Genomic DNA, 21,689 nt, shown 5'->3' with positions numbered 1-21,689 from the left:
TCGACCGGTCTCAGGCCCTGTTCGATCACTCGACGCACCAGCACCTGTCGACTGTGAACGGTGAGTCGCGCATTCTTATGCGTGTTCATCCGGGTCGCTCCTTAGGTCTGACGGATTTCTGCACCCATCAGCTTCAAGGACTGCGGCTCGGATGAACAATCTACTGAGAGGTCACACCTAAGGACCGAATAACAGCAGCAGGCCCGATAACAGAATGGTGAACAGCGCCGCGCCGGCCAGCGCCGGATGCCAGAACGCCCGATAGGCATGCACCCGCAGCAGCACCCAGCGCAGCGCCAGATAAAGCAGACCGGTCGCTACGAGGAACCCCAGGAATATCGGTAGATAGATACCACCGATGGCAATCGTCTCAGGTAGCACAATCGGCCTCCCCCAGCGTGATTTTGTTCTCGTCGCTATTTTCGCGTGCCAGCGCGTAATCGGCCAGTGCGGCCGCGACGAGTTCGCCCGACACCGCGGCGCGGATCGCGTAACGACGTCGCTTGCTGGCCTTGAATGCCACGGCCTCGCCGAGCAGGTCGCCTGCCAACCGGTTGATTCGGCTCTGGGCGCGGAGCACGTCGGAGATCGCCGGATAACCATGCTCGAACAACGATTCGATGCCAAGCAGGTTCTCCCGGATCGCAGCGCGCCGATCGCGGCTGAAACCGGCCCGGTCAGCGAGCACGATCAGGGAGCGGGCCTCGACGCCCATGTTGACGGCCGCGAACGCCGCCTGGCGCGCCGACACGTGAAACTCGCCCTTGTCGGCAGCCACCGGCAGTTTGAGCAGGCGGCTGTAGATGCGGGTTTCGAAACGCTCTCGTGGCTCGGCAAACCCGCGCGACAACTCGCCGAAGATTGCGGCCAGGCGATCCTTGAGCAGCCGCCGGTTGTCCACCGGCAGTACCAGCGCAAATGCCAGCAGCGCCAAGATGACGGCCAGTTCGGCCCCGAGGAAACTCTGCAGGAAGGCGACGAAATCCTGGCGTGAACCGTTGGCCGGGTGCACGAATAACGCGAACTGGACGAGCCCCACCCGGCCCATGAGAGCAGTCGACGGATTGATCATGGCCAGTCCGGCCACGAACACGCACGGCGAAAGCACCAGCATCAGCATCGCGAAGCTGTCGGCGTGCGGCAGGAACACGAAATTGACGAAGAATGCCGCCACACCAGCCAGCAGACCGCCGATGCCGAAGCCGACCGCGCCCTGCGTGGGGTTGTCCATCAAGGCGAACAGCGTGGTCAGCACCGACAGCAACACCATCGTGCCCGATAGCGCCTGCTGATCGTGTGTCGCCCATAGAATCGCACCGGCGCTCATCGCGGCCGTGGCTCGTATGGTCACCTTGAACGATTCGCCCAGCGTTCGCGCGGTAGAGAATTCGCTGCGACGCGAAGGCCGCGGGCCACCGCCCTGCTCGGCGAGCAGCAGACCGTGCTTGGTCACCGCTGCGCGCAATCGGTTGGCCAGATCCAGAGCCCGGCTGATGACGACCCATTCGGTGATGGAGCGCTTGCGGTCGGCCTCTTCAGCGCCGGCGCCGATCTCGGCGAGCACGTCATCGTAGGCCGTATCGAACGCGGCCGTGATTTCCTCGGTGCGCGAGGGATCGCTTTCCAACAGTGCCGCGGCCTTGTCCAGACGCTTGAGCGGCGCGCGATCGGCCCGGGTTCCCAGGCGCGCCAGATAAACCTGCAACGAAGCCATTGCCGAGACGATCGAGAGCAGCTCGTAGTCCAGTCGCCGAGCCAGCCGATCATAGGCCCCGAATTCCGGCGCATCGAACCGCGCGTATTGACGCGTCTGCTCCAGCGACAACGTCTTCTCGACGAGCGCATGAAGCTGAGGATGCGGTGTATTCGGGTTGCCGTCTTCGTCCTTGAGCTCCTCGGCGGAGCGATCGAGTACCCGATACTGCCCGCCGATCGCCTTCAGCGCGGCGATACGGGCCTGCAGGTACTTCCTGGCCGTCACGCTCGGGGCCAGCAGGACCGAGACAAAGGCCGCGACCACGGCGGCGAGCCCGGTTTCCAGCGCCCGGGCCACGGCGACGGAGAACACCTCGCCGGGATCGCCCGACATCACGCGCACCCCGATGATCACGGTGACATAGCCGGCCAGTACGAACCCGTAGGACAGGTTGTTCTGGAACAGGCTGGCACAGAACACCATCGCCGCCACCCAGGCGATCATGGCGATCGAGAACAGCGTAAACGTCTGCGCGAATAGAGCGACCAGCAGAATCGCGACACAGGCCGCCACGAACGTACCGAGCAATCGAGCGAAACCGCGCACGACGAGAAAACCCGGCAACGGCTGGATGAGAATCGCGACGTTGATGAAGGCCCAATAGGCGTTGTCCAGCTCCAGCCAGAAAGCCAGCCAGAGCGACAGCCCCACCGATATGACACAACGAATCGCGAAAGAGATCGCCTCTCCGTTGGGTGCGAATAGCCAGGCCAGGCGCGACATGCCCGTATTATCGCCAAAGCGCCTGGCGTGAGCCAGCCAGGCACCGTGCCACACGCCGAGATAACCACCGATGTCGCGCATGGACAGGGGCAGCAACGCATCCGGGCCGAGCGGCATTCAATAACGGCGCGAACCGCGCGACGACGGGCATTGCGAGGGACAAGCACATCTCAAAAACATGCATCATGAAGACATGTCCGGCGCGGCGCGACTCGCCGCGTCCGGGGCCAACAAAAATCCGGCGATCCCGGCCGCACAGCGGCCTGGCGCGCAAATGCGCCGGCCGGCCCCGATCGATCCGCCGATCGCCACCCGCGATTCCCATGGATTTGCAACGCCCACACCGGCGCGGCCGCCCGGCCGATCTACTGGCGGCCGAGCCCTATCTGGGGCGTGTCGTCACGAGATAGGTCGCCGCATTGCCCCTGCCGGTCGCATCGAGCAAGGCGCGGGCCGCCGAGCGTGGCCGGCGCCGCAATCAAGGTGCGGCGTGGCACGGCCGGCAGGGGCAACAGCCGTCCGGGCCGGCTGCCGGCAACACACGGATTGACCGATTTCGAGGGCGGGGAATCACCCCCGACGCGCGGCCCTGTCGACAAAACGAGTCTGACGGCATCGGCCCAAAAAAATCCGGCCGGCAGGAACTGCCGGCCGGAAGCCGCGATTGCACGATGATCGGTGGGAAGAACTAGCGCTGGACGTATCGGAGGAGAACAATACCGCGCAAATCATCGTGCGCTATTTCATGAAGCAATAAGAGTGCCAAGACTGGCCGTCGCAGCCGGACTGGCCTCGCTCATGCCATGCGAAGCACTTGTAGGCCCTAGGCCGAAATTCGCTCGACGGCCAGCGCTAGCCCCTGGCCGCCGCCGACACACAGCGTCGCCAGTCCGCGCTCGGCCTCGCGACGGTGCATTTCATGGATCAGACTGACCAGAATGCGCGCACCCGACGCACCGATCGGGTGCCCGAGCGCAATCGCGCCGCCGTTGACGTTGACGCCGGTCTCGTCCCAGCCCATCTGGCGATTGACCGCCACCGCCTGTGCCGCAAAGGCCTCGTTGAGTTCCACGAGGTCGAGATCCCGGACCGACCAGTCCGCGTGTGCCAGACAACGCGCCGATGCCGCGACCGGACCGATCCCCATCAGTGACGGTTTGACGCCGACCGTGGCGTGGGCAGCCACCCGGACCAGCGGCAAGAGCCCCAGCGATTCGGCCTTGTCACGCGTGGTCACCACGGTCATCGCGGCGCCGTCGTTGAGGCCGGCGGCATTGCCGGCCGTCACGGTGCCATCCGGCTTGAACGCTGGGGCGAGCTCGGCCAACCGCTCCGGCGTCACGCCGGGGCGAGGATACTCGTCGCGCGCAAAAGCGATCGCATCACCGCTTTTCTGCGGCACCGACAGCGGCACAATCTCGGACTCGAACCGCCCGTGCTTGCCGGCTTCCTCGGCCCGTTGCTGCGAACCGGCCGCGAAACGGTCCTGTTCTTCGCGCGAGACCCGGAACTTGGTCGCGACATTCTCGGCGGTGATGCCCATGTGGTAATCGTTGAAGGCATCCCACAGTCCGTCGTGAATCATCGAATCGACCAGCGTCCAGTCGCCGCTACGTTGACCGACGCGCGAATGCGGCAGGACGTGCGGCGCGCGACTCATCGACTCCTGACCACCGGCAATCACCAGGGCGGACTCACCGAGTGCGACGGCCCGCACGGCCTGTATCACGGCGGCCATCCCGCTGCCGCAGACCTGATTGACCGTCAGCGCCGGCACGTGATCGGGCACGGCGGCCCGGATCGCGCTCTGACGTGCCGGGTTCTGCCCGGCCCCCGCCGTCAGCGCCTGGCCTAGGATCACATCGTCGATGGCCTCGGGCGCCAGCTGCAATCGCTCGCACATGCCGCGCATCAGCGCTGCCCCGAGCCCGGTTGCGGGAAATTGCGACAACGTCCCGGAAAGACGCCCTATCGCGGTGCGTGCCGCGCCGGCGATGACCACCTCGTTCGACATGTCGGCCCTCGTGAATCGCGCCGCGCCGGCGCTCTGACAAAACGAACCGGCAAGGCTAGCAAACCGGCTGCCTTCGGCGCGCCACGAAACACGACGTCACCGGCCACAATGAAACGTCGAATTCGACGACGCGCTGCCAGGGCCCGAGCCGCGCCGGGATCACGCCGCCGGGCAATCTCGAGCGCGGATCGCGCCCATAAAAAAGACCGGCACCGATGGGCGCATTGCGCCTCGACCGGGCCGGCCACCCCCTAACCTGGCTGTCCTATCAGGATCCGCGCGCCTGGAGCTGCTCCAGAATCTGCGGGTTCTCCAACGTCGAGACATCCTGTGTGATCTCGTCGCCCCGGGCGACCGTGCGCAACAGACGGCGCATGATCTTGCCCGATCGGGTCTTCGGCAGGCCATCGGCGAATCGCACCTCTTCCGGCTTGGCAATCGCACCGAGCTGCTCTGCCACCCAATCACGCAAGTCCGATGCCAACCTGTCGTCGCCCTCGCCGTCCTTGAGGATGACAAAGGCGATGATGGCCTCCCCCTTGACCTCGTGCGGCCGGCTGACGACCGCCGCCTCGGCCACGGCCTCGTGAGCCACGAGCGCGGATTCGACCTCCATCGTGCCCAGACGATGGCCGGAGATGTTCACGACATCGTCAATGCGGCCGAGGATACGGAAATCGCCGTCTTCGTCACGCTGGGCCGAATCGCCGGCGACATAAGTGTGGGCATCGTACATGCCGAAATACGTCCCCCGGTAACGATCGGGATCGCCCCAGATGGTGCGCAGCATGTAGGGCCAGGGCTTCTTGATGACCAGCACGCCACCGGCGCCGGCGTTCGTCACACGCTCGCCGGATTCGTCGAGGATATCGGCATCGATGCCCGGCAGTGCCTGCGTGACGCTGCCGGGCTTCGTCGGCGTGTACGAGGCGATCGGCGTGATCATGTGGCCGCCCGTTTCGGTCTGCCACCACGTATCGACGATCGGGCAACGGCTCTTGCCGATCAACTCGCGGTACCACATCCACGCCTCGGGATTGATCGGCTCGCCGACCGTACCGAGCACGCGCAGACTGTCGAGCGCATGACGCTGCGGGTATTCGTCCCCGTGCTTCATGAGTGCCCGGATCGCGGTCGGCGCCGTATAGAAGATCGTGACCTGGTGCGTATCCACCATCTTCCAGAAACGATCGGGCTCCGGATAAGTCGGCACCCCCTCGAACATGACCTGGGTCGCCCCGCAGGCAGTCGGCCCGTAGGCAATGTAGGTATGCCCGGTGATCCAGCCGACATCGGCCGTGCACCAGAACACGTCTTCATCACCGAGGTCGAAGACCCAGCGGCACGTGCAGATGGCGCCGAGCAGATAACCGGCCGAAGCATGCTGAATACCCTTGGGCTTGCCGGTGGAACCGGAGGTATAAAGGATGAACAGCGGATGTTCGGCCTCCACCCAGGTCGGCTCGCATTCACTCGGCTGATCCGCCACGAAGTCGTGCCACCACACGTCGCGCCCATCAGCCATGGCGATGTCGGCGCCGGCGCGTTTGAGCACCACGACGGTCTCGATCGTCGCCCCGCCCTCGGCCAGCGCCTTGTCGGCCGTCTCCTTGAGCGGGATCAGCTTGCCGCCGCGATAATTGCCGTCGGCAGTGATCAGCATCTTCGCTTCGGCGTCATCAATCCGATCGCGCAGAGAAGGCGCAGAGAAACCACCGAAGACCACGGAATGAATCGCTCCGATGCGGGCACAGGCCAGCATGGCGACGGCGGCTTCCGGCACGTTGGGCAGATAGATCACGGCCCGATCGCCCTTGGCCAACCCCGCCGCCTTCAAGGCATTGGCGAAACGACAGACGCGGGTGTACAGATCGCGATAGCTGATGTGTTCGACTTCGCCGTCATCGCCTTCGAAAATGATCGCGGTCTTGTCACCACGATCGGCCAGATGACGGTCCAGACAGTTATACGAGACGTTGATCTGACCGTCGGCAAACCATTCGAAGAACGGCGCCTTGCTCGCATCCAGCGTCTGCGTGAACGGCTTGTGCCAGTCGAGATACTGGCGGGCCTGATCCGCCCAGAAGGCTTCGTGATCGGCCTCGGCGGCGGCGTACAGCGCCTTGATGTCGGCCGGCTTGAGGACAGCATCTTCGACGAACTGACGCGGCGGCTCGAATACCCGGTCTTCCTTGAGAACGGATTCGATCTGGTTATCAGCGGCCATCAATCACAGCGGTTGGTAGGCTTTGAATCAAGGATACGCAACGCACTCAACGACCTGCATCCGACCATAGGCGCACGGCACGACCGCGTCAGACCGCCTCAACGTCGCTGATCGGCGGCGACAATCGGCGCGAGGTTGTGCTTGATCTGGCTGGCGTCGTAGACGTTGGGCCCGTCGTCCGGCACATCCGGGCCGATCTGGATCATCAACACCGTTTCATAGCGCGTCTCGCTGCGCCCACCCGTGCTGTAGCCGATCCCCGTGCCCCAGTAAGGTGCACCGAAGCCGTAGCCGTAGCCCACGTTGGCCGAGGGGCCGAAGTCATTGTAGGCCGTGATCGGTGACGTATCGCGCGACACCACACGGAAACGCTCCGCTCCCTGGGACAGGGCAACATCGGCCGCGCGGAACAGGGCGAAGTTCTCGACCGTCTCTCGCGCTGTGCCATCCGAACCGGAAAAGCTGACCCGGAATTGCTCGGAGGTGAGCATCGTGTCGCGATAACCATAATCACCCGGTTGCGGCGCCGGCCGATAAGCCGGACCACTGGCACAGGCCGACAACAGAAGACCGAGCAGAGAAACTGCGACGAGACGAATTTTCATGACGAGCCGTGGATCCTCGCGATATACCCTGTTCCAGGCTATCGCGCCGATATCGTGTGAGACGCTTTCAAGCAGGAGAGCATAAAAGCATGGACGTTCGCTTAACGTATCAAATTGCGCGCAACCGGAGTCCGTGACAATGTCCGGATTCCATTTCATGCAACAGGTGATCCGATGTCGCTAGACAAGGTTCTGTATACCGCCGAAGCCACGGCCACCGGTGGCCGCGACGGTCGCGCCACGACCGAGGACAATACGCTGGATCTGAAGCTGTCCACGCCGAAGGCCCTTGGCGGCGCCGGCGGCGACGGCACGAATCCGGAACAGCTGTTCGCGGCCGGTTACTCGGCGTGTTTCATCGGCGCCATGAAAGTCGTTGCCGCTCGCGAGAAGATCGACCTACCGGCCGATCATCAGGTGACCGGCCAGGTCGGCATCGGGCCGCAGGGCGAGGCTTTCGGTATTCAGGTCGCCCTCAACGTGCACCTGCCCGGGCTGGACAAGGCAGAAGCCGAATCGCTGGTGGAAAAGGCCCACCAGGTCTGCCCCTATTCCAACGCCACGCGCGGCAATATCGACGTCTCGCTCAACGTCAGCGTCTGATTTTGCCTGGACTGCGCCCGGCGCCGCACGGTCGCCGGGCGTTGCGGCTCAGTCGGCCGACGGCGCCGACCGGCCGAGTTCCCACATCACCGCGATCAGAAGTACCAGCGGCATGACGGCGGTCAGCACGATCACGCTCGCGCCCCAGTTCCCCGCCAGCAGCGCCCTGCCCACGCCAGCGGCGGCGGCCAGCATGCCCAGCCCTGCCATCCCGATCATGATGTAACGCGCGACCGATAGCCGCGCCGCCACGCCCAGACCGGCGAGCAGGGTCACGACACCACCGATCATCAGCGCCAGCAGCCCCCAGGCAGGCAATGCCTGGTCGGGCGGATCGAACCAGAACATGGCACCGGTAATGGCTACCACCAACCCCGTGGAGCCACCGATAAAACCAAACAGGCGATGGAGAAGGACGGGGCTCATCGATCAGTTCCGCAGTCGGCCCTGCTGACGCCAGATCATCAATACGATGAAACCGAACAACATACCGCCGAGATGGGCGAAATGCGCGATGCCGGCTTCCGTACCGGTCACGCCGAAGAAAAGCTCCAGAACCCCGTAACCGAGCACGAAATACTTCGCTTTCATCGGAATCGGCGGGATGATCAGCATCACTCGCGCATCGGGGAACATCAGACCGAAGGCGAGCAGAATCCCGAACACGCCGCCCGAAGCACCGATCGTCGGCACGACGGGGCCGCCGGTCACGAAGGACACGACGATGAATTGCGTCACGCCGGCGCCCACGATGCATATCGCGTAGTACAGCAGAAACCGCGCGTCGCCCCAGACCTGTTCCAGCACTCGGCCGAACATCCACAGCGCGAACATGTTGAAGAACAGATGAGCGATGTCGGCGTGCAGGAAGGCATAGGAAACCAGCTGCCAGGGCGCAAAGCCCACGCTGGCATCGGTGCCGGGCACGGAATAACTGCCCAGCGGCCAGAGCGCGAAGTTGAAGATCACCAGCGCCGGTGCATAGATTTTGGCCAGAAAACCGATGCCGTTGGCGATCAACAGCCATTTGATCATCGGCGGCACGGCGGACAGAGCCAGCGGATTGCGTTGCATCGGCCTCGGGCAACAGCGAACGTCAGTGGGCAGGATAACCGATCCCGCCTTCGCGCCGGGCGATGAAAACCACGCAGTAGCCAGCGTCGCGACCATCGGCAATAAAAAAAAGCCCGACACCGTCACCGGTGCCGGGCTCGTCCTGGCGATCCGAGCGCGATCAGCGCATCAGATGCAGGAAGTGCAGATGCTTCTCGTACTGGTCGAGAATATCGCCAATGAGCTGTGCCTTGGTGTAACCCACGACGTTGTACTGCTGTCCGCCTTCGCGCAGATAAACCTCGGCGCGATAGTGCGAACGATCCCGCTTCGTCTTGCCGCTTTCCTCGATGTTGCCACCGCGCGGTTTGCGCTCACGCAGCGCGCCCATGGCAAACGACGGCGCCGCGAAGCGACGCGCACGCACCCCGTAGACGAAGTCGATCTCGGCCCCGTGATTGACGTCGATATAGCATCGATCGTCCTGCAGCTCGACCGAGACTTCCAGGTTCGATTCCTCCTGGAACTTGGCCGCGACCTCGTCCATGGCCGGCTTGACGGTATCGCGCAGGAAGCGCTCGACCTGGCCGCGCCGCGGCGAGGACATGAGCGTTTCGAGTCGACGTTCCCAGTTGCCTCCGCCGCTGGCCGCGACGTTCGACGGCGTATTCATCATGTGGCGCATCGAGTCCTGCTTGATCGCCTCGACAGACAGCGATTTGTACAGGCCGGCCGCCATCAGAAGAATGATGATCGTGAAGGGCAGCGCCGAGGCCAGCGAGGCGGCCTGAAGCGCACCGATACCGCCGGCGAGCAACAGCACAATCGCGACCGCACCTTCCGAGACAGCCCAGAAGATACGCTGCCAGACCGGGGCTTCCTCGCCGTCCTTCGCGGTCAGAATATCGATGACCATGGAGCCCGAATCCGAGGAGGTCACGAAGAACGTCACCACCAGAATCGTGCCGAGGACCGATGTGACCCAGGTCAGCGGGAACTGTTCGAGGAACACGAACAGCGCCGTCGAAACGTTGGCATCGACAGCGTCGAGCATGTCGGTTGCCCCGTTGACCAGCACCATGTGCAGAGCGCTGTCGCCGAATGCCGTCATCCACAGGAAGGTGGCACCGACCGGCACCAGCAGCACGCCGCCGACGAATTCGCGAATCGTGCGACCGCGCGAGACACGCGCGACGAACATACCGACGAACGGCGACCAGGAAATCCACCAGGACCAGTAGAACAGTGTCCAGGAGCTCATGAAGCTCTGGGTGTCCTCGTTGCCGGTGTAGACGTAGGAATTGAACGTCATGCTGACGAGCGACGACACATAGTTGCCGATGTTCTGGGTCAGCGACTGGAAGATATAGAGCGTCGGCCCCAGCACGATCACGAAGGCCAGCAGAGCCGCGGCGAGCCAGAGGTTGAATTCGGAGACACGACGGATACCGCCGTCCAGGCCGAACACGACCGAGGTCGTGGCCATGCCGGTGATGATGCAGATCAGCACGATCTGGGTGCCGATGTTATCGGGCACGCTGAACAGGAAGTTCAGGCCCGATGCCACCTGCTGGGCCCCGAGACCGAGCGAGGTCGCCACACCGAACAGGGTGCCGAACACGGCCATCACATCGACGAGGTTGCCGATCGGGCCGGAAATGCGCTTGCCGATGAACGGATACAGCGCCGAGCTGATGCGCAGCGGCAGATCACGACGAAAATGGAAGTAGGCCAGCGCCAGGCCGACCACGGCGTAGATCGCCCAGGCGTGCACGCCCCAATGGAAGAACGTGATACGCATCGCGTCCTTGGCGGCCATCGGCGTGTTGGCGTCGCCGGTGGGCGGGTTCGCGTAATGCATGACGGGCTCGGCGACCCCGTAGAACATCAGCCCGATGCCCATGCCGGCCGAGAACAGCATCGCGAACCAGGAGATATAGGAAAAATCCGGTTCACTGTGGTCGGGACCCAGCTTGAACGAGCCGTAGCGCGATAGCGCCAGCACGATGCAGAAGATCAGATACACACCGACGGCGGCCAGATAGAGCCAGCCGAATGTATCGATAAGCCAGGATTGAACCGCGGAAAAGACCTTGTTGGCGAAATCCGGCATCGAGGCCGCGAAAATCACCAGCAATCCAACCACGATTACCGAAGGAAAGAACACAGGCGGATTGATGCCCGCCCGACTATTTTCAGTATCGCTCATACACCCGTCAGGAATAAAAGTCCGACCGCTTTTATATCACGCGTGTCTAACTTTGCCTGCTGTGACACAGGCATCCTTTTTGCGTACGGTAATCTGAAATAGACGACGAGGAAGGGGCGGACTCGACGGCGAAGGGAGCGCGGTCGGTGTCCATTCAATGTTACCGGGGGACTGCTCCGTCGCGCATGGTTGCTGCCTTGCGGCGGATATAAAACGGCATTTTCGTGCCGACCGATCGATCCGTTCCATGCCGGTAGCCACCACATAGGAAGGATCGCTCATGTCTACGATCAAGAATTATCTGAAGACACATACCAACCCACCGGTTTTTCTGGTATCCGGCGGCATGCTGATCGCAATGGTCGTGCTGGCCAGTGTGTTTCCCAAGGGCTTCTCGACAGTCGCCAGCGCCGTGCAGAGCTTCATCGGCACGTACTTCGGCTGGTTCTACATCATCAGCACCACCGTATTTCTGGTCTTCGTTCTGTTCATCGCGGTATCCAAATTCGGGAGTCTGCGACTGGGTAGCGACGACGCCAAGCCAGAGTTCGATGTCTGGTCCTGGATCTCGATGATGTTCACCGCCGGCATGGGCATCGGGCTCGTGTACTACGGGGTGTCCGAACCGTTGCTGCATTTCAAGAATCCACCGTTGGCCGATCCGCAGACCCAGGCGGCTGCCGAATCGGCGATGAACTACACGTTCTTTCACTGGGGTCTGCACCCTTGGGCGATCTATATCGTGCTCGGCCTGTCCCTGGGTTACTTCGCTTATCGGCGCAACCTGCCCTTGAAACCGGCCTCGGCCTTCTATCCTTTCATCGGTGATCGGATCTACGGCCCGATCGGTCATCTGATCGATATCCTGGCCGTGTTCGGTACCCTGTTCGGGCTTGCCACCTCGATCGGCCTCGGTGCCAGCCAGATCGCTGCCGGTCTCGGCCAACTGTTCGATTTCTCGGACGGGCTCACCACACAGCTGCTGGTCATTCTGGCGGTGGAGATCGTCGCGATCACGAGTGTGATGCTGGGCGTCGACGCCGGTATCCGGCGACTGTCGGTCATCAACATGTGGCTGGCCATCGGGCTCGCGATCTTTGTCTTCGTCGTCGGGCCGACGCTTTATATGCTGAGCTATCTGGCCACGGACACCGGCTACTATCTGCAGAACCTGGTCAAGACCAGTCTGACGATCTTCACCAGTGACGACGGCGAGAAGTTCCAGAAGGCGTGGACGCTTTTCTACTGGGGCTGGTGGATCTCATGGTCGCCGTTCGTGGGCATGTTCATCGCCCGCATTTCCTACGGCTACACCATCCGCCAGTTCATTCTGGGCACCCTGCTCGTGCCCACCGGCGCCTCGATCGTGTGGTTCGTGATCTTCGGGCGCACCGCCCTGGACTACGTGATGAACGGTATCGGTGCACAGCAGCTGCTCGATGCGAACTCGGCCAACGCCATCTTCGTGTTGCTGAATCAGCTGCCGGTCTTCAACTGGCTCACCATCATCGCCTCAGCGCTGGCGATCATCGTGGTCACGCTGTTCTTCGCCACCTCATCGGATTCGGGCTCGCTGGTGGTCGATATCCTGACCAACGGCGGCGATCCGAACCCCATCTGGCAGCAACGACTGTTCTGGGCAATCATGGAAGGCGCCGTCGCAGCGGTGCTGCTCGTGGCCGGCACGCTCGGCGGTGGCGATCCGCTCTCGGCGCTGCAAACCGCCGCCGTGACCTCCGGGCTGCCGTTCTGTCTGGTTCTGCTGCTGATGTGTGCCGCCCTGTATAAATCGCTCAATGAAGAATTCGTCGGCGAGGCCGAACGCAAACGTGTGCCCACGACAGGGCACGGTCGCTAGCAACACGCTGTAGGCGATTCGAATTGACACGCAGAGCCCGCCCACACGTCGGGCGGCCTGCCGACCGGAGACCTGATCATGGCCAAGAAGACCGGCAATATACCCAAAGCCAGCCAGAACCCGTTCCGTGGTTTTCTCGATGTGATGAGCGAGATGAACCGAGCCCAGGAAGCCTGGTTCAATCGATCGACGACAGGTGTCGGCGGCGAGAGCCGCTCGCATGCCGAAGCCTATGTGCCGCCCGCTGATATCTTTGCCATCGGCAACGATCTGTTCGTACGCTGTGAATTACCCGGCGTGCGCAGCGAGGATGTCTCGGTGACCGTGGTGAGCAACGTGCTCACCATCTCCGGGCGACGTCACAGCGAGCTCGACGATACTGAAGTCCTGTACTACACCCGCGAGCGCGTCTATGGCGAATTCCGTCGCGCGATGATCCTGCCGGACGGGGTGGACGATTCAGCCATTACGGCCGCGGTGCGTAACGGCTTGATGGAAATCCGGGTTCGCGGCGGTGCCGCGGCCCAGCCGCGCACCATTTCGGTTCAGGACGAAAACGACGACGCGGATTGATCCGCCCGGGATAGGGCGATGGAAAAGCCCGGCGCCGTCAATCGGAGCCGGGCTTTCGGTCATTGATGATCGGCCCCACCACCGCACGGGTCCAACATCACGCGACGTGCTCAGCGCTGCAAGCACCGTGTTGCATTCAACGATCGCGACAGAGCGCCACTCGGTGATCCAGCGGCCGCAAGACCCTCTCTATCGGCGACTCGCATCCTTCAGGCCGGGCTACGGACGGCAACGAATCGCTCGAACGCTCTCCTATGGCGTGTTGAGGTTTCGTTCGAGCGCCGCGTTGGCGCCACAAATCGTGTCCGGCAAGGCTCGCAACGCCGCAGGGCGCGATTTGTGGCCCAACCCTTCGGGACAAGTGCCCCCAAAATCAAAAACACGAGGGCAATCCAGCGTTCTAGCACGCTGGCGCAGAATGACACGCTATGCGTGCTATGCCTCGTCTTGCCGCCCATCGTCAATTTCAGGGCGCACTTGGCGCGGACTCGCACGAAACATCAACAGGCCCGAAGGCGCGTCGTCACGAGATAGATATCGCACCCGCGGCCGAGCGGCGGTAAGACAAGGCATCGTGAGCCTGGCGTGGCTCAGCCACGCGAGCGCGCGATAACGCCGGATGGTCGTCGCTTGGCCGCTGGCCTTGCCGGTTTGTCCTGTCTATCTCGTGACGACACACCCTAGAAACGGGCGCTGGTGCCGAAACGCGTGCCGAAGACGAACTCGGGCAGCGGCTTGCGGGTTCGTGTCGTGTTATCGCGCTCGGCGTATTTCGCCTCGCCCGCACCGCTCTTGTCAGCATGGCCGATCGCCATGGCGGTCAGCACGTGGGCACTATCGGGCACACCGAACTCGGTCTTTGCCGCATCGGCATCGACACCGATCATCTGATGCACGGACAGGCCGCGCACCGTGGCCTCGACCAGCAGATTACCGACGGCCAGCCCCAGATCGTGTTCGGCGGCCTTGTTGGGCGTACCGCTCGGAACGAACTGATCCACAACCACACCAAGCACGAGGACCGGCGCCCGCCCGGCCCAGACACGATTCGGCTCGGCCAGGCAATCCAGAATGCGCTGATGATCGTCGCCCTGACCGGCCACACCGACGATGAAACGCCACGGCTGTTCGTTGTAGCTCGACGGCGCCCATCGCGCAGCCTCGAACAGCGCCTGCAGATCGTTCACATCGACGGGCGTTTCGGCGAAGAGATACGGGCTCCAGCGGGTCGCCAGCGTGTTGTGAATCTTGTGATCGGTATCAGCCGTCTTGGTCATCGATTGCTCCTGAAATGGTCGATGCGCCCGGCCGATGCCGGGCGTCGATCTTCAGTCGGCCAGACGTGTGACCAGTCGCGCAACTTTTTCGCCCTGATACCGCGCAATCGACAGTTCCTTGTCGGTCGGCTCACGGGAGCCGTCGCCCCCGGCGATCGTCGAGGCTCCATAAGGCGAACCACCGCGCAGTTCCGAGATATCGAACAGCGCCTGGGCACCCGCGTAATCGACCGGCACGATCAGCATGCCGTGGTGGGCCAGCGTATTCCAGAACGATGTAATCGTCGTCTCGTTGCCACCGCCGGTGCCGGTCGATGTGAATACGCTGGCGAACTTGTTCACGAGCGCGCCATTGGCCCACAGGCCACCGGTCTGATCCAGGAAAGTACGCATCTGGCCGGCCATGTTGCCGAAACGCGTCGGCGTGCCGAAGATGACAGCGTCGTAGTCGGCAAGCTCGCCGGGCGTGGCCGCTTCGCCGGTCAGCGACTGCTTGGCGCCAGCGCTTTCGAGAGCTTCGGCACTCATCGTTTCCGGCACGTGCTTGAGCACGACCTCCACGCCGTCCACCGACTTCGCGCCGTCGACCACAGCTCGCGCCAGCGTCTCGATGTGGCCATACATCGAATAATAAAGCACCAGAATCCGTTTCATGTTCGTTCTCCGAAAGGGTCGATCGACAATGACAAATGCCACGAGCAAGCGGGCGTGTCGTCAAGGCATAGACAGTAACGGGCCGGCACGGCCCGCGATAGCGAAGCCTTCTGGCATAGTCGATCAAATAATTTGAACGAAACTGAAGACTGTCCGTGCCCACCGATCCCTCGATTCGCCTCGACGCGCTGGAAACACTGGATGCCATTGACCGCCATGGCAGCTTCGCGGCAGCGGCGGCAGCGCTTTATCGCGTCCCGTCAGCCGTGTCCTACACCATCAGTCAGCTTGAATCGGAGCTTGGGGTCGCGGTCTTCGATCGCAGCGGCCATCGGGCCGTACTCACACCGGCCGGGCGCCTGCTCCTCGACGAAGGCCGGCGGATTCTGACGGCGACTCAGGAACTCGGTTCAGCCGTGCGCCGGCTCGCCGATCGTTGGGAACCCCAGCTCCGTGTGGCCATCGATGCGACCATGCCGCCGTCGGCCTTCTGGCCGCTGGTCGCCTCCTTCACGGCACGCCATCCGCGTATCGATCTGGTGCTGCGCGAGGAAGTGCTGGCCGGCAGCTGGGAAGCCCTGATCGAGGACCGGGTGGAACTGGCCGTCGGCGTCACGGAGCCGCCCGCGCATGAAGGCATCCGGCGGGCGCCGCTCGGGACGTTGTCATTCGTGTTCTGCTGCGCGCCGGGCCATCCGCTGGCCGCTGCCCAGACACCGATCGATGACGAGACGATCCGAGCCCATCGCGCACTCGTGGTCGCCGACAGCGCACGCCACTTCAACGAGCGTAGCGGCAATCTGCTCGACGGCCAGCCCCGACTGACCGTCAGCGGGATGCGCACCAAGATCGAGGCTATCGAACGCGGTCTCGGCGTCGGGTACTGTCCTGCCGGATGGGTCGCCGAGGCCGTCGCCGCCGGACGCCTCGTCGAGCTCGAGACGGTGCGCACGCCCGAGCCGCGGCCAACCTGGGTGCTATGGCGCCGTGGCGATCGCGGCCGCGCCCTGATATGGCTCATCGACGCCCTCACCGAGAGCGCTAGAGCCAATTGAGGTTACGTGCGAGTCCGCGCCAGGTGCGCCCTGAAATTGACGATGGGCGGCCAGACGAGGCGTCGTGCGCGCCGTGCAGCTCTGCTGCACCAGCGGGCTACAACGCTGGATTGCCGTCGTATTCTTGATTTCGGGGCGCTTGTCCCTTCGGGTTGGGCCGCCCATGAAAAATCGACGATGGGCGCCCGGCGGCGTTGCCAGCCTTGATCGTGGCACGCCACGACACGGCGACTCGCGTCTTGCCGGACACACGGCGGCCTCTCGACGAAAAGGCGCTCGAACGAAACACTAGTTCATGTCGCGCGCTTCACGAATACGCTCGTAGGCCGCCCCGATCTCGCGGGTCTTCTGTTCGGCCATCTCGCGCATGCTGTCCGGCATACCCTTGGAGGCGAGCTTGTCCGGATGATTCTGGCTCATCTGGCGCCGATAAGCCTTCTTCACGTCGGCATCGGTGGCATCGGCCGACACGCCGAGGACTTCGTAGGCCTGCTTGAGCTGGTCCTCGCGCGAAACCCCGGCACGCGAGCCCATGCCATCGCCCGATGTCTGGCCGCCGCCCCCGGCGCCGCCGCGCATGCCCAGCATCGCCTCGAGCTGGCGGATTTCCATTTCCGAGAGCCCAAGTCCGCGGGCGACGCGCATGAGCGCTTCATGTTCGGGCGCGCTGACCTTGCCATCGGCCGCAATAGCCGCGATCTGCACCTGCAGGAACATCTGATGCAGCGCACGCTGCCCGCGGGCCGTCTGCCGAAAGCGTTCGACTTCGGCATCCAGATCGAAATCCGGCTGCTTGCCGCGATTGAACGCTTCGCGCGCCTGACTCTTCTGCGCATCCGACATGCGCAGCCGCGTGAACAATTCCTCGGCCACACGGATCTCGTCGTCCGTGATTCGGCCGTCGGCCTTGCACAAGGCGCCCATCACGGCAAACGTCGAATCCAGAAACTGGTTCTGTATCGTGCCCAGATTGCCGCGCCGCGTCCCCATGGCCAGCAGCTGGTAGATCCAGAAACCGGCCACGGCGCCGAGCACGCCGCCGGAAAAACCCATGAACGAGGCGCCAAGAAACGCCCCGGCTATGATTGCGATCAACATGCGCGCGATTCTACCGGTGCACTCCCCTGCAGGGCGAGCCATCCGGACGACACGTCATCCGAGCGGCACTGCGATCACCTCGCCGTCAACGGCGACAAAGACCTGATCGGCCGGCTTCGGAGAGACCCGCCCACCACCGGCGAAACTGCAGAAGGCCGGCAGCATCAACCCGTCGTCGTGTCGCCAGAACACCGGCAGGCGCGCCCGCTCGGTGCCCGCACCCAGCCGCACGACCGGATGCACGTGTCCGGCCAGCACCGGGCCACGCGCATCCGCGCCCGGCTCGTGCTGACAGACGAATGGCCCGATACAACGCGCGCCCGGCTGCCAGTCAATATCGCAGTCCACCGGCAGGCGGTGTATCCGGTCATGGTTGCCACGCGTGACAATGATCTCCACCGACGCATGACGTGCCCGCCAATCCGCAAAGCGTGCCAACCACGGCGCGTCGGCGGCCGGCGGCGCATGCACGAAATCGCCCAGCACCACGAGTCGGCGTGCCCCCGTTTCGGCCAGCGCAGCCTCCAGACGTGCCAGATCGGCCTCGGTCGTACCGGACGGCACGTTCACCCCCTGCTGGCGAAATACACCCGACTTGCCGAAATGCGTGTCCGCGACAAACAGCGTCTGCGCTTTCGACCAGTACACACTGTGATCAGCGCGCAGCACGAGACGTTCGCCGGCCAGGCACAACTCGGCATTCGCAGTCTCGACCATCGGTTCAGCAGGCGCGGGCATGGGATGACGATCCGGCGGGTCAGGCGACAGCTTACGACAGACGGCAAGTTCCGGATCCGGCCGGCGGACACCGCGCCACGAGATCGTATCTACGAGCGCCCCGCCGATGCCTGCGCTACTGACCTCTTTGGATGCGCCCTCGCCGCCACTGCGACAGACAGACGATACCGCACCGGCCACGTCAGACTCGCTGTCCGATCGCCGACTTGTTCGGATTCGTATAGCCAACCATCGAGTGAATATCAGGATGCCGGTGCAGCCTCGTGCTGCTGCGCTTGGCGGGTGTTTGAATCGGTGTCGGTTTGTTGGAGCCCCACCGGAACCGCTCGCAAAGAACCAGCCCCACTAACGAGAGGACTTGCGATCTGCTGCCTTTTCCAGCTGGACCGTCATCCGCGCGACCCGATCCTTCCAGGACTCGTTGCTGACCTGGCTGGCCACGCGCTCGACCCACAGCGGGAAACCGAGCGGCGTCAGGCGAGGCGGCTCGGCCAGGCGAATCGATTGCTCGCCGACACGTGCCAGGGCCGAGCGTAGACGGCCGATCTCGAGCTCACGTTCCAATACCTCGTCCCGGGCCTGCGTGAGCAGGCGATTGTCGGCGTCGTAGCGTGCCAGCACATCGTAGACAAGACCGCTCGAAGCCTGGACCTGCCGCGCGCTCTTGGTCTGGCCCGGATAGCCCGAGAACACCAGCCCGGCGATTCGCGCGATATCCCGGAACGCGTGCTTGGCCAGTTCGCTGGCGTTGAGACAGGTCAACAGGTCGTCGACGAGATGATCCGGGGAGAAGGCGGCACGCAGCTCGTCGACAGCGAAATCCACTTTGGATCGCGTGACCAGCTCGAAGCCGTAATCGTTGACCGAGAAACGGAACGTGGCCTGGTGCATGCGCGCCAATCGCCAGGCCACCAGAGCCGATAGTCCTTCGTGCGCGAGCCGGCCGGCAAAGGGGTAGAAGAACCAGTGCCGGCCCTCGCGCGAGGTGACGTGCTCGACCAGCAGTTCGTCGGCCGCCGGCAGCGCGGACCAGCCTTTCTGGAGCTCCAGCAGGTCGCGGATGGCGATCAGTTCCGGCTCGCCGTAGTGGCCATCGCGCGCGGCTTCGAGCAGCTCGCGGATGGCATCGGCCAGCGTGCCGGAAATCGCCATACGCCCGCCGGCCCAACGCGGCACCTGTCGATTCTTGCGTGTCGCGGTCTTCACGTAGGCCGTGAGCTCGCGTACGCGCACCAGTTCGAGCAGACGCCCGGAAAACAGGAAGACGTCGCCCGGCTTGAGCTGGGCGATGAAGCGCTCCTCGACAGTGCCGAGCCGGCCGCCCTTGGTCCACTGCACCCGCATCGCCGCATCCGAGGTGATCGTGCCCATGGTCATGCGATGCCGGCGGGCGATGCGTTTGTCGCCGACCGTCAGCCGGCCCTGGGCGTCGGTATCGACACGGCGGAACTCGGGATAGGCCGACAGGGCCGCCCCGCCGCGGGTCACGAAATCCAGCGTCCATTGCCAGGCCTCGTCGCTCAGATGGCGATAGGCATGTGTGGTGGCGATTTCGGCACGCAGGGCGGCCGGCGTCAGCCCCCCGCTCGCCGTGCTGCCGAGAGCGCGCGTCACCACATGCTGGGCCAGCACATCGAGGGCGCCGGTCAGAGGTCGCCGCGCCTCCAGCTCTCCGGCCAGTGCCTTCTTGCGCGCCGCGGCGATCTCGACCAGCTCGAAGGCATGGGTCGGCACGCACAAAATGCGACTGGGCACACCGGGCCGATGCCCGGAGCGCCCGGCGCGTTGCAGCAGACGCGCCACGCCCTTGGGGCTGCCGACCTGGATGACCTGGTCCACCGGTGAGAAATCCACGCCGAGATCGAGGCTGGAGGTGGCGACCACACAGGCCAGCCGCCCGTCGGCGATCATCGCTTCGACCGTATCGCGCAGTTCGCGATCGAGCGAGCCGTGATGCAAGGCGATCTGCGTCAGCCAGTCGGGGCGCGCGCGAATCAGGGCCTGATGCCAGAGTTCGGCCTGGCTGCGCGTATTGGTGAACAGCAGCGTGGTCCGGGCGGCCTCGATCGTCGCGATGACAGGCGCGACCATCTGGGTGCCCATATGTCCGGCCCAGGGAAACCGGTCCACGGTTTCCGGCAACAGGGCCGTGATCTCGGTCGTCGCCGGGACCACACCGCGGATGTAGGCGATATCGGCACCGCCGGTCAGCGCTGCCCCGGCCTGCTCGAGATTGGCCAGGGTTGCCGACAGGCCCCAGGTGGCCAACCGCGGATTGATCGCTCGCAGCCGAGCCAGTGCCAGCTCCAGCGCCACTCCGCGCTTGGTCGACAATAGTTCGTGCCATTCGTCGACGACCACGGTCTGCAGACCGGCGAACATGGCTTCGTGATCCGCGTAGGACAGCAGCAGATTGAGCGACTCGGGCGTCGTCACCAGTGCACTCGGCAGCTTCTTGCGCTGGCGGGCCTTGACGTGCGATTTGGTATCGCCCGTACGCCGTTCGATAGTCCACGACAGACCAAGCTCTTCGGCCGAGCGCACCAGATGCTGGGTGGTATCGGCGGCCAGGGCTCGCAGTGGCGTGATCCACAGCACGGTCAGACCGGGCGTTGTCGTCTCGTCGACTGCACTCATCCACCAGGCGTTGATCGCGCCGAACCAGGCGGCCAGCGTCTTGCCGGTACCGGTCGGCGCATGGATCAGGCCCGAGTGTCCACCGGCCCGGGCGGCCCAGGCCTCGCGCTGGAAGTCGAAGACATGCCAGTCGCGCGCTGCGAACCAGGCCGTGATACGGGAATCGATCGCAGTCTCGGCATGCGCATCCGCGGTCTCAGTCATCGGCCGGTCGGCCCTTGCGCCAACGCGCGGCAATACCACGGGCCTTCTCGGTCACCCAGGGGAAGCGCTGTTCCAGTCGCATCAGCTGTTTCTGGACCCAGAGCGAATACGGCGCCAGCAGGATGGCCGAGACGATCAAGAACAACACGCCCTGGAGAATCGGCAGAACGAGCCCGGCCAATCCGAGCACGAAAAAGAACAGGCCGGCGCCGATGCGCAGATAATCACGCCATGTCATGTCGGCCCAGCGGATCCGGCGGGGCCCGGTTTCCGGTTGTTGATTCATGAGGCAATTCCGATTGAAGAGGCCATCACACCGGCCAGAACCCGCGCGGCGTCGATACGGGCATCCATAGCACCGAACCGACGACCCCGCATATGCGATGGTCGGCGCCGAGATCGCGC

At 63.9% G+C, this 21,689-nt stretch carries 19 protein-coding genes; 4 read left to right on the top strand and 15 right to left on the bottom strand.

The genetic code is table 11. The features are described 5' to 3' along the window. The 6 genes from D3260_RS10405 to D3260_RS10375 all read right to left on the bottom strand — a co-directional run. Positions 1-89, bottom strand: an 89-nt coding sequence (locus D3260_RS10405) for a leucine zipper domain-containing protein (RefSeq protein ID WP_147418170.1), incomplete at its 3' end; no start/stop codon positions are given. Between the two features lie 88 nt (positions 90-177). Continuing rightward, positions 178-381 carry a DUF1656 domain-containing protein gene (locus D3260_RS17665; RefSeq protein ID WP_199671455.1) on the bottom strand — a complete coding sequence of 68 codons (204 nt, stop codon included), beginning with the start codon at positions 379-381 and terminating at the stop codon, positions 178-180. Then, a complete protein-coding gene (locus D3260_RS10395) occupies positions 371-2,596 on the bottom strand; it encodes an FUSC family protein (protein ID WP_120098527.1) in 2,226 nt (741 codons plus the stop codon). Before D3260_RS10395 ends, D3260_RS17665 begins: the two co-directional genes overlap by 11 nt. 706 nt (positions 2,597-3,302) lie before the next feature. Next, entirely contained in the window at positions 3,303-4,493 is a 1,191-nt protein-coding gene (locus D3260_RS10385; RefSeq protein WP_120098525.1) for an acetyl-CoA C-acetyltransferase, read from the bottom strand. Between the two features lie 268 nt (positions 4,494-4,761). Then, the gene (gene acs, locus D3260_RS10380) at positions 4,762-6,720 is read right to left on the bottom strand and encodes an acetate--CoA ligase (protein WP_120098524.1); all 1,959 of its coding nucleotides are present in this window, start codon (positions 6,718-6,720) and stop codon (positions 4,762-4,764) included. 98 nt (positions 6,721-6,818) lie between these two features. Next, positions 6,819-7,325, bottom strand: a complete 507-nt coding sequence (locus D3260_RS10375) for a hypothetical protein (RefSeq protein WP_120098523.1) — start codon at positions 7,323-7,325, stop codon at positions 6,819-6,821. Between the two features lie 174 nt (positions 7,326-7,499). On the opposite strand from D3260_RS10375, the gene D3260_RS10370 reads away from it, so the two are divergent. Beyond that, positions 7,500-7,928 (top strand): organic hydroperoxide resistance protein, encoded by a 429-nt coding sequence (locus D3260_RS10370; protein WP_120098522.1) that lies wholly within the window; start codon positions 7,500-7,502, stop codon positions 7,926-7,928. Between the two features lie 48 nt (positions 7,929-7,976). On the opposite strand, the gene D3260_RS10365 is transcribed toward D3260_RS10370, so the two are convergent. The 3 genes from D3260_RS10365 to D3260_RS10355 form a co-directional block, all read right to left on the bottom strand. Further along, positions 7,977-8,354 carry a hypothetical protein gene (locus D3260_RS10365; RefSeq protein ID WP_147418169.1) on the bottom strand — a complete coding sequence of 126 codons (378 nt, stop codon included), beginning with the start codon at positions 8,352-8,354 and terminating at the stop codon, positions 7,977-7,979. Positions 8,355-8,357: 3 nt separating this feature from the next. Next, positions 8,358-9,002, bottom strand: coding sequence for a rhomboid family intramembrane serine protease (locus D3260_RS10360; protein WP_120098520.1), 645 nt, complete (start codon positions 9,000-9,002; stop codon positions 8,358-8,360). Between the two features lie 160 nt (positions 9,003-9,162). Continuing rightward, positions 9,163-11,190 carry a choline BCCT transporter BetT gene (locus D3260_RS10355; RefSeq protein WP_120098519.1) on the bottom strand — a complete coding sequence of 676 codons (2,028 nt, stop codon included), beginning with the start codon at positions 11,188-11,190 and terminating at the stop codon, positions 9,163-9,165. 280 nt (positions 11,191-11,470) lie between these two features. Between D3260_RS10355 and D3260_RS10350 the strand changes: the two genes are divergently transcribed. Then, positions 11,471-13,048 carry a BCCT family transporter gene (locus tag D3260_RS10350; protein ID WP_120098518.1) on the top strand — a complete coding sequence of 526 codons (1,578 nt, stop codon included), beginning with the start codon at positions 11,471-11,473 and terminating at the stop codon, positions 13,046-13,048. A gap of 78 nt (positions 13,049-13,126) precedes the next feature. Next, the gene (locus D3260_RS10345) at positions 13,127-13,621 is read left to right on the top strand and encodes an Hsp20/alpha crystallin family protein (RefSeq protein WP_120098517.1); all 495 of its coding nucleotides are present in this window, start codon (positions 13,127-13,129) and stop codon (positions 13,619-13,621) included. A gap of 680 nt (positions 13,622-14,301) precedes the next feature. On the opposite strand, the gene D3260_RS10340 is transcribed toward D3260_RS10345, so the two are convergent. After that, positions 14,302-14,898, bottom strand: a complete 597-nt coding sequence (locus D3260_RS10340; protein WP_120098516.1) for a nitroreductase family protein — start codon at positions 14,896-14,898, stop codon at positions 14,302-14,304. Positions 14,899-14,949: 51 nt separating this feature from the next. Continuing rightward, positions 14,950-15,552 (bottom strand): NAD(P)H:quinone oxidoreductase, encoded by a 603-nt coding sequence (gene wrbA / locus D3260_RS10335; RefSeq protein WP_120098515.1) that lies wholly within the window; start codon positions 15,550-15,552, stop codon positions 14,950-14,952. A 155-nt stretch (positions 15,553-15,707) separates the two neighbouring features. Between wrbA and D3260_RS10330 the strand changes: the two genes are divergently transcribed. Then, positions 15,708-16,607: a LysR substrate-binding domain-containing protein gene (locus D3260_RS10330; protein ID WP_120098514.1), complete on the top strand. Its 900-nt coding sequence runs from the start codon at positions 15,708-15,710 to the stop codon at positions 16,605-16,607. A gap of 288 nt (positions 16,608-16,895) precedes the next feature. Here D3260_RS10330 and djlA read toward each other — a convergent pair whose 3' ends face one another. From djlA to D3260_RS10310, 4 genes are all read right to left on the bottom strand, one after another. Continuing rightward, a complete protein-coding gene (djlA, locus tag D3260_RS10325) occupies positions 16,896-17,705 on the bottom strand; it encodes a co-chaperone DjlA (protein WP_120098513.1) in 810 nt (269 codons plus the stop codon). A gap of 54 nt (positions 17,706-17,759) precedes the next feature. Then, positions 17,760-18,443, bottom strand: coding sequence for a ligase-associated DNA damage response endonuclease PdeM (gene pdeM, locus D3260_RS10320; protein ID WP_120098512.1), 684 nt, complete (start codon positions 18,441-18,443; stop codon positions 17,760-17,762). 345 nt (positions 18,444-18,788) lie between these two features. Further along, positions 18,789-21,284 carry a ligase-associated DNA damage response DEXH box helicase gene (locus D3260_RS10315; protein WP_120098511.1) on the bottom strand — a complete coding sequence of 832 codons (2,496 nt, stop codon included), beginning with the start codon at positions 21,282-21,284 and terminating at the stop codon, positions 18,789-18,791. Further along, a complete protein-coding gene (locus D3260_RS10310; RefSeq protein WP_120098510.1) occupies positions 21,277-21,570 on the bottom strand; it encodes a hypothetical protein in 294 nt (97 codons plus the stop codon). The genes D3260_RS10315 and D3260_RS10310 overlap by 8 nt, the downstream gene beginning before the upstream one ends. Between the last annotated feature and the right edge of the window lie 119 nt (positions 21,571-21,689).

It is taken from the genome of Salinisphaera sp. Q1T1-3 (assembly GCF_003602005.1).
Taxonomy (GTDB): Bacteria; Pseudomonadota; Gammaproteobacteria; order Nevskiales; family Salinisphaeraceae; genus Salinisphaera.
Note: the sequence above shows the minus strand (reverse complement) of the source record. Positions and strands in the feature narration are given on the sequence as shown.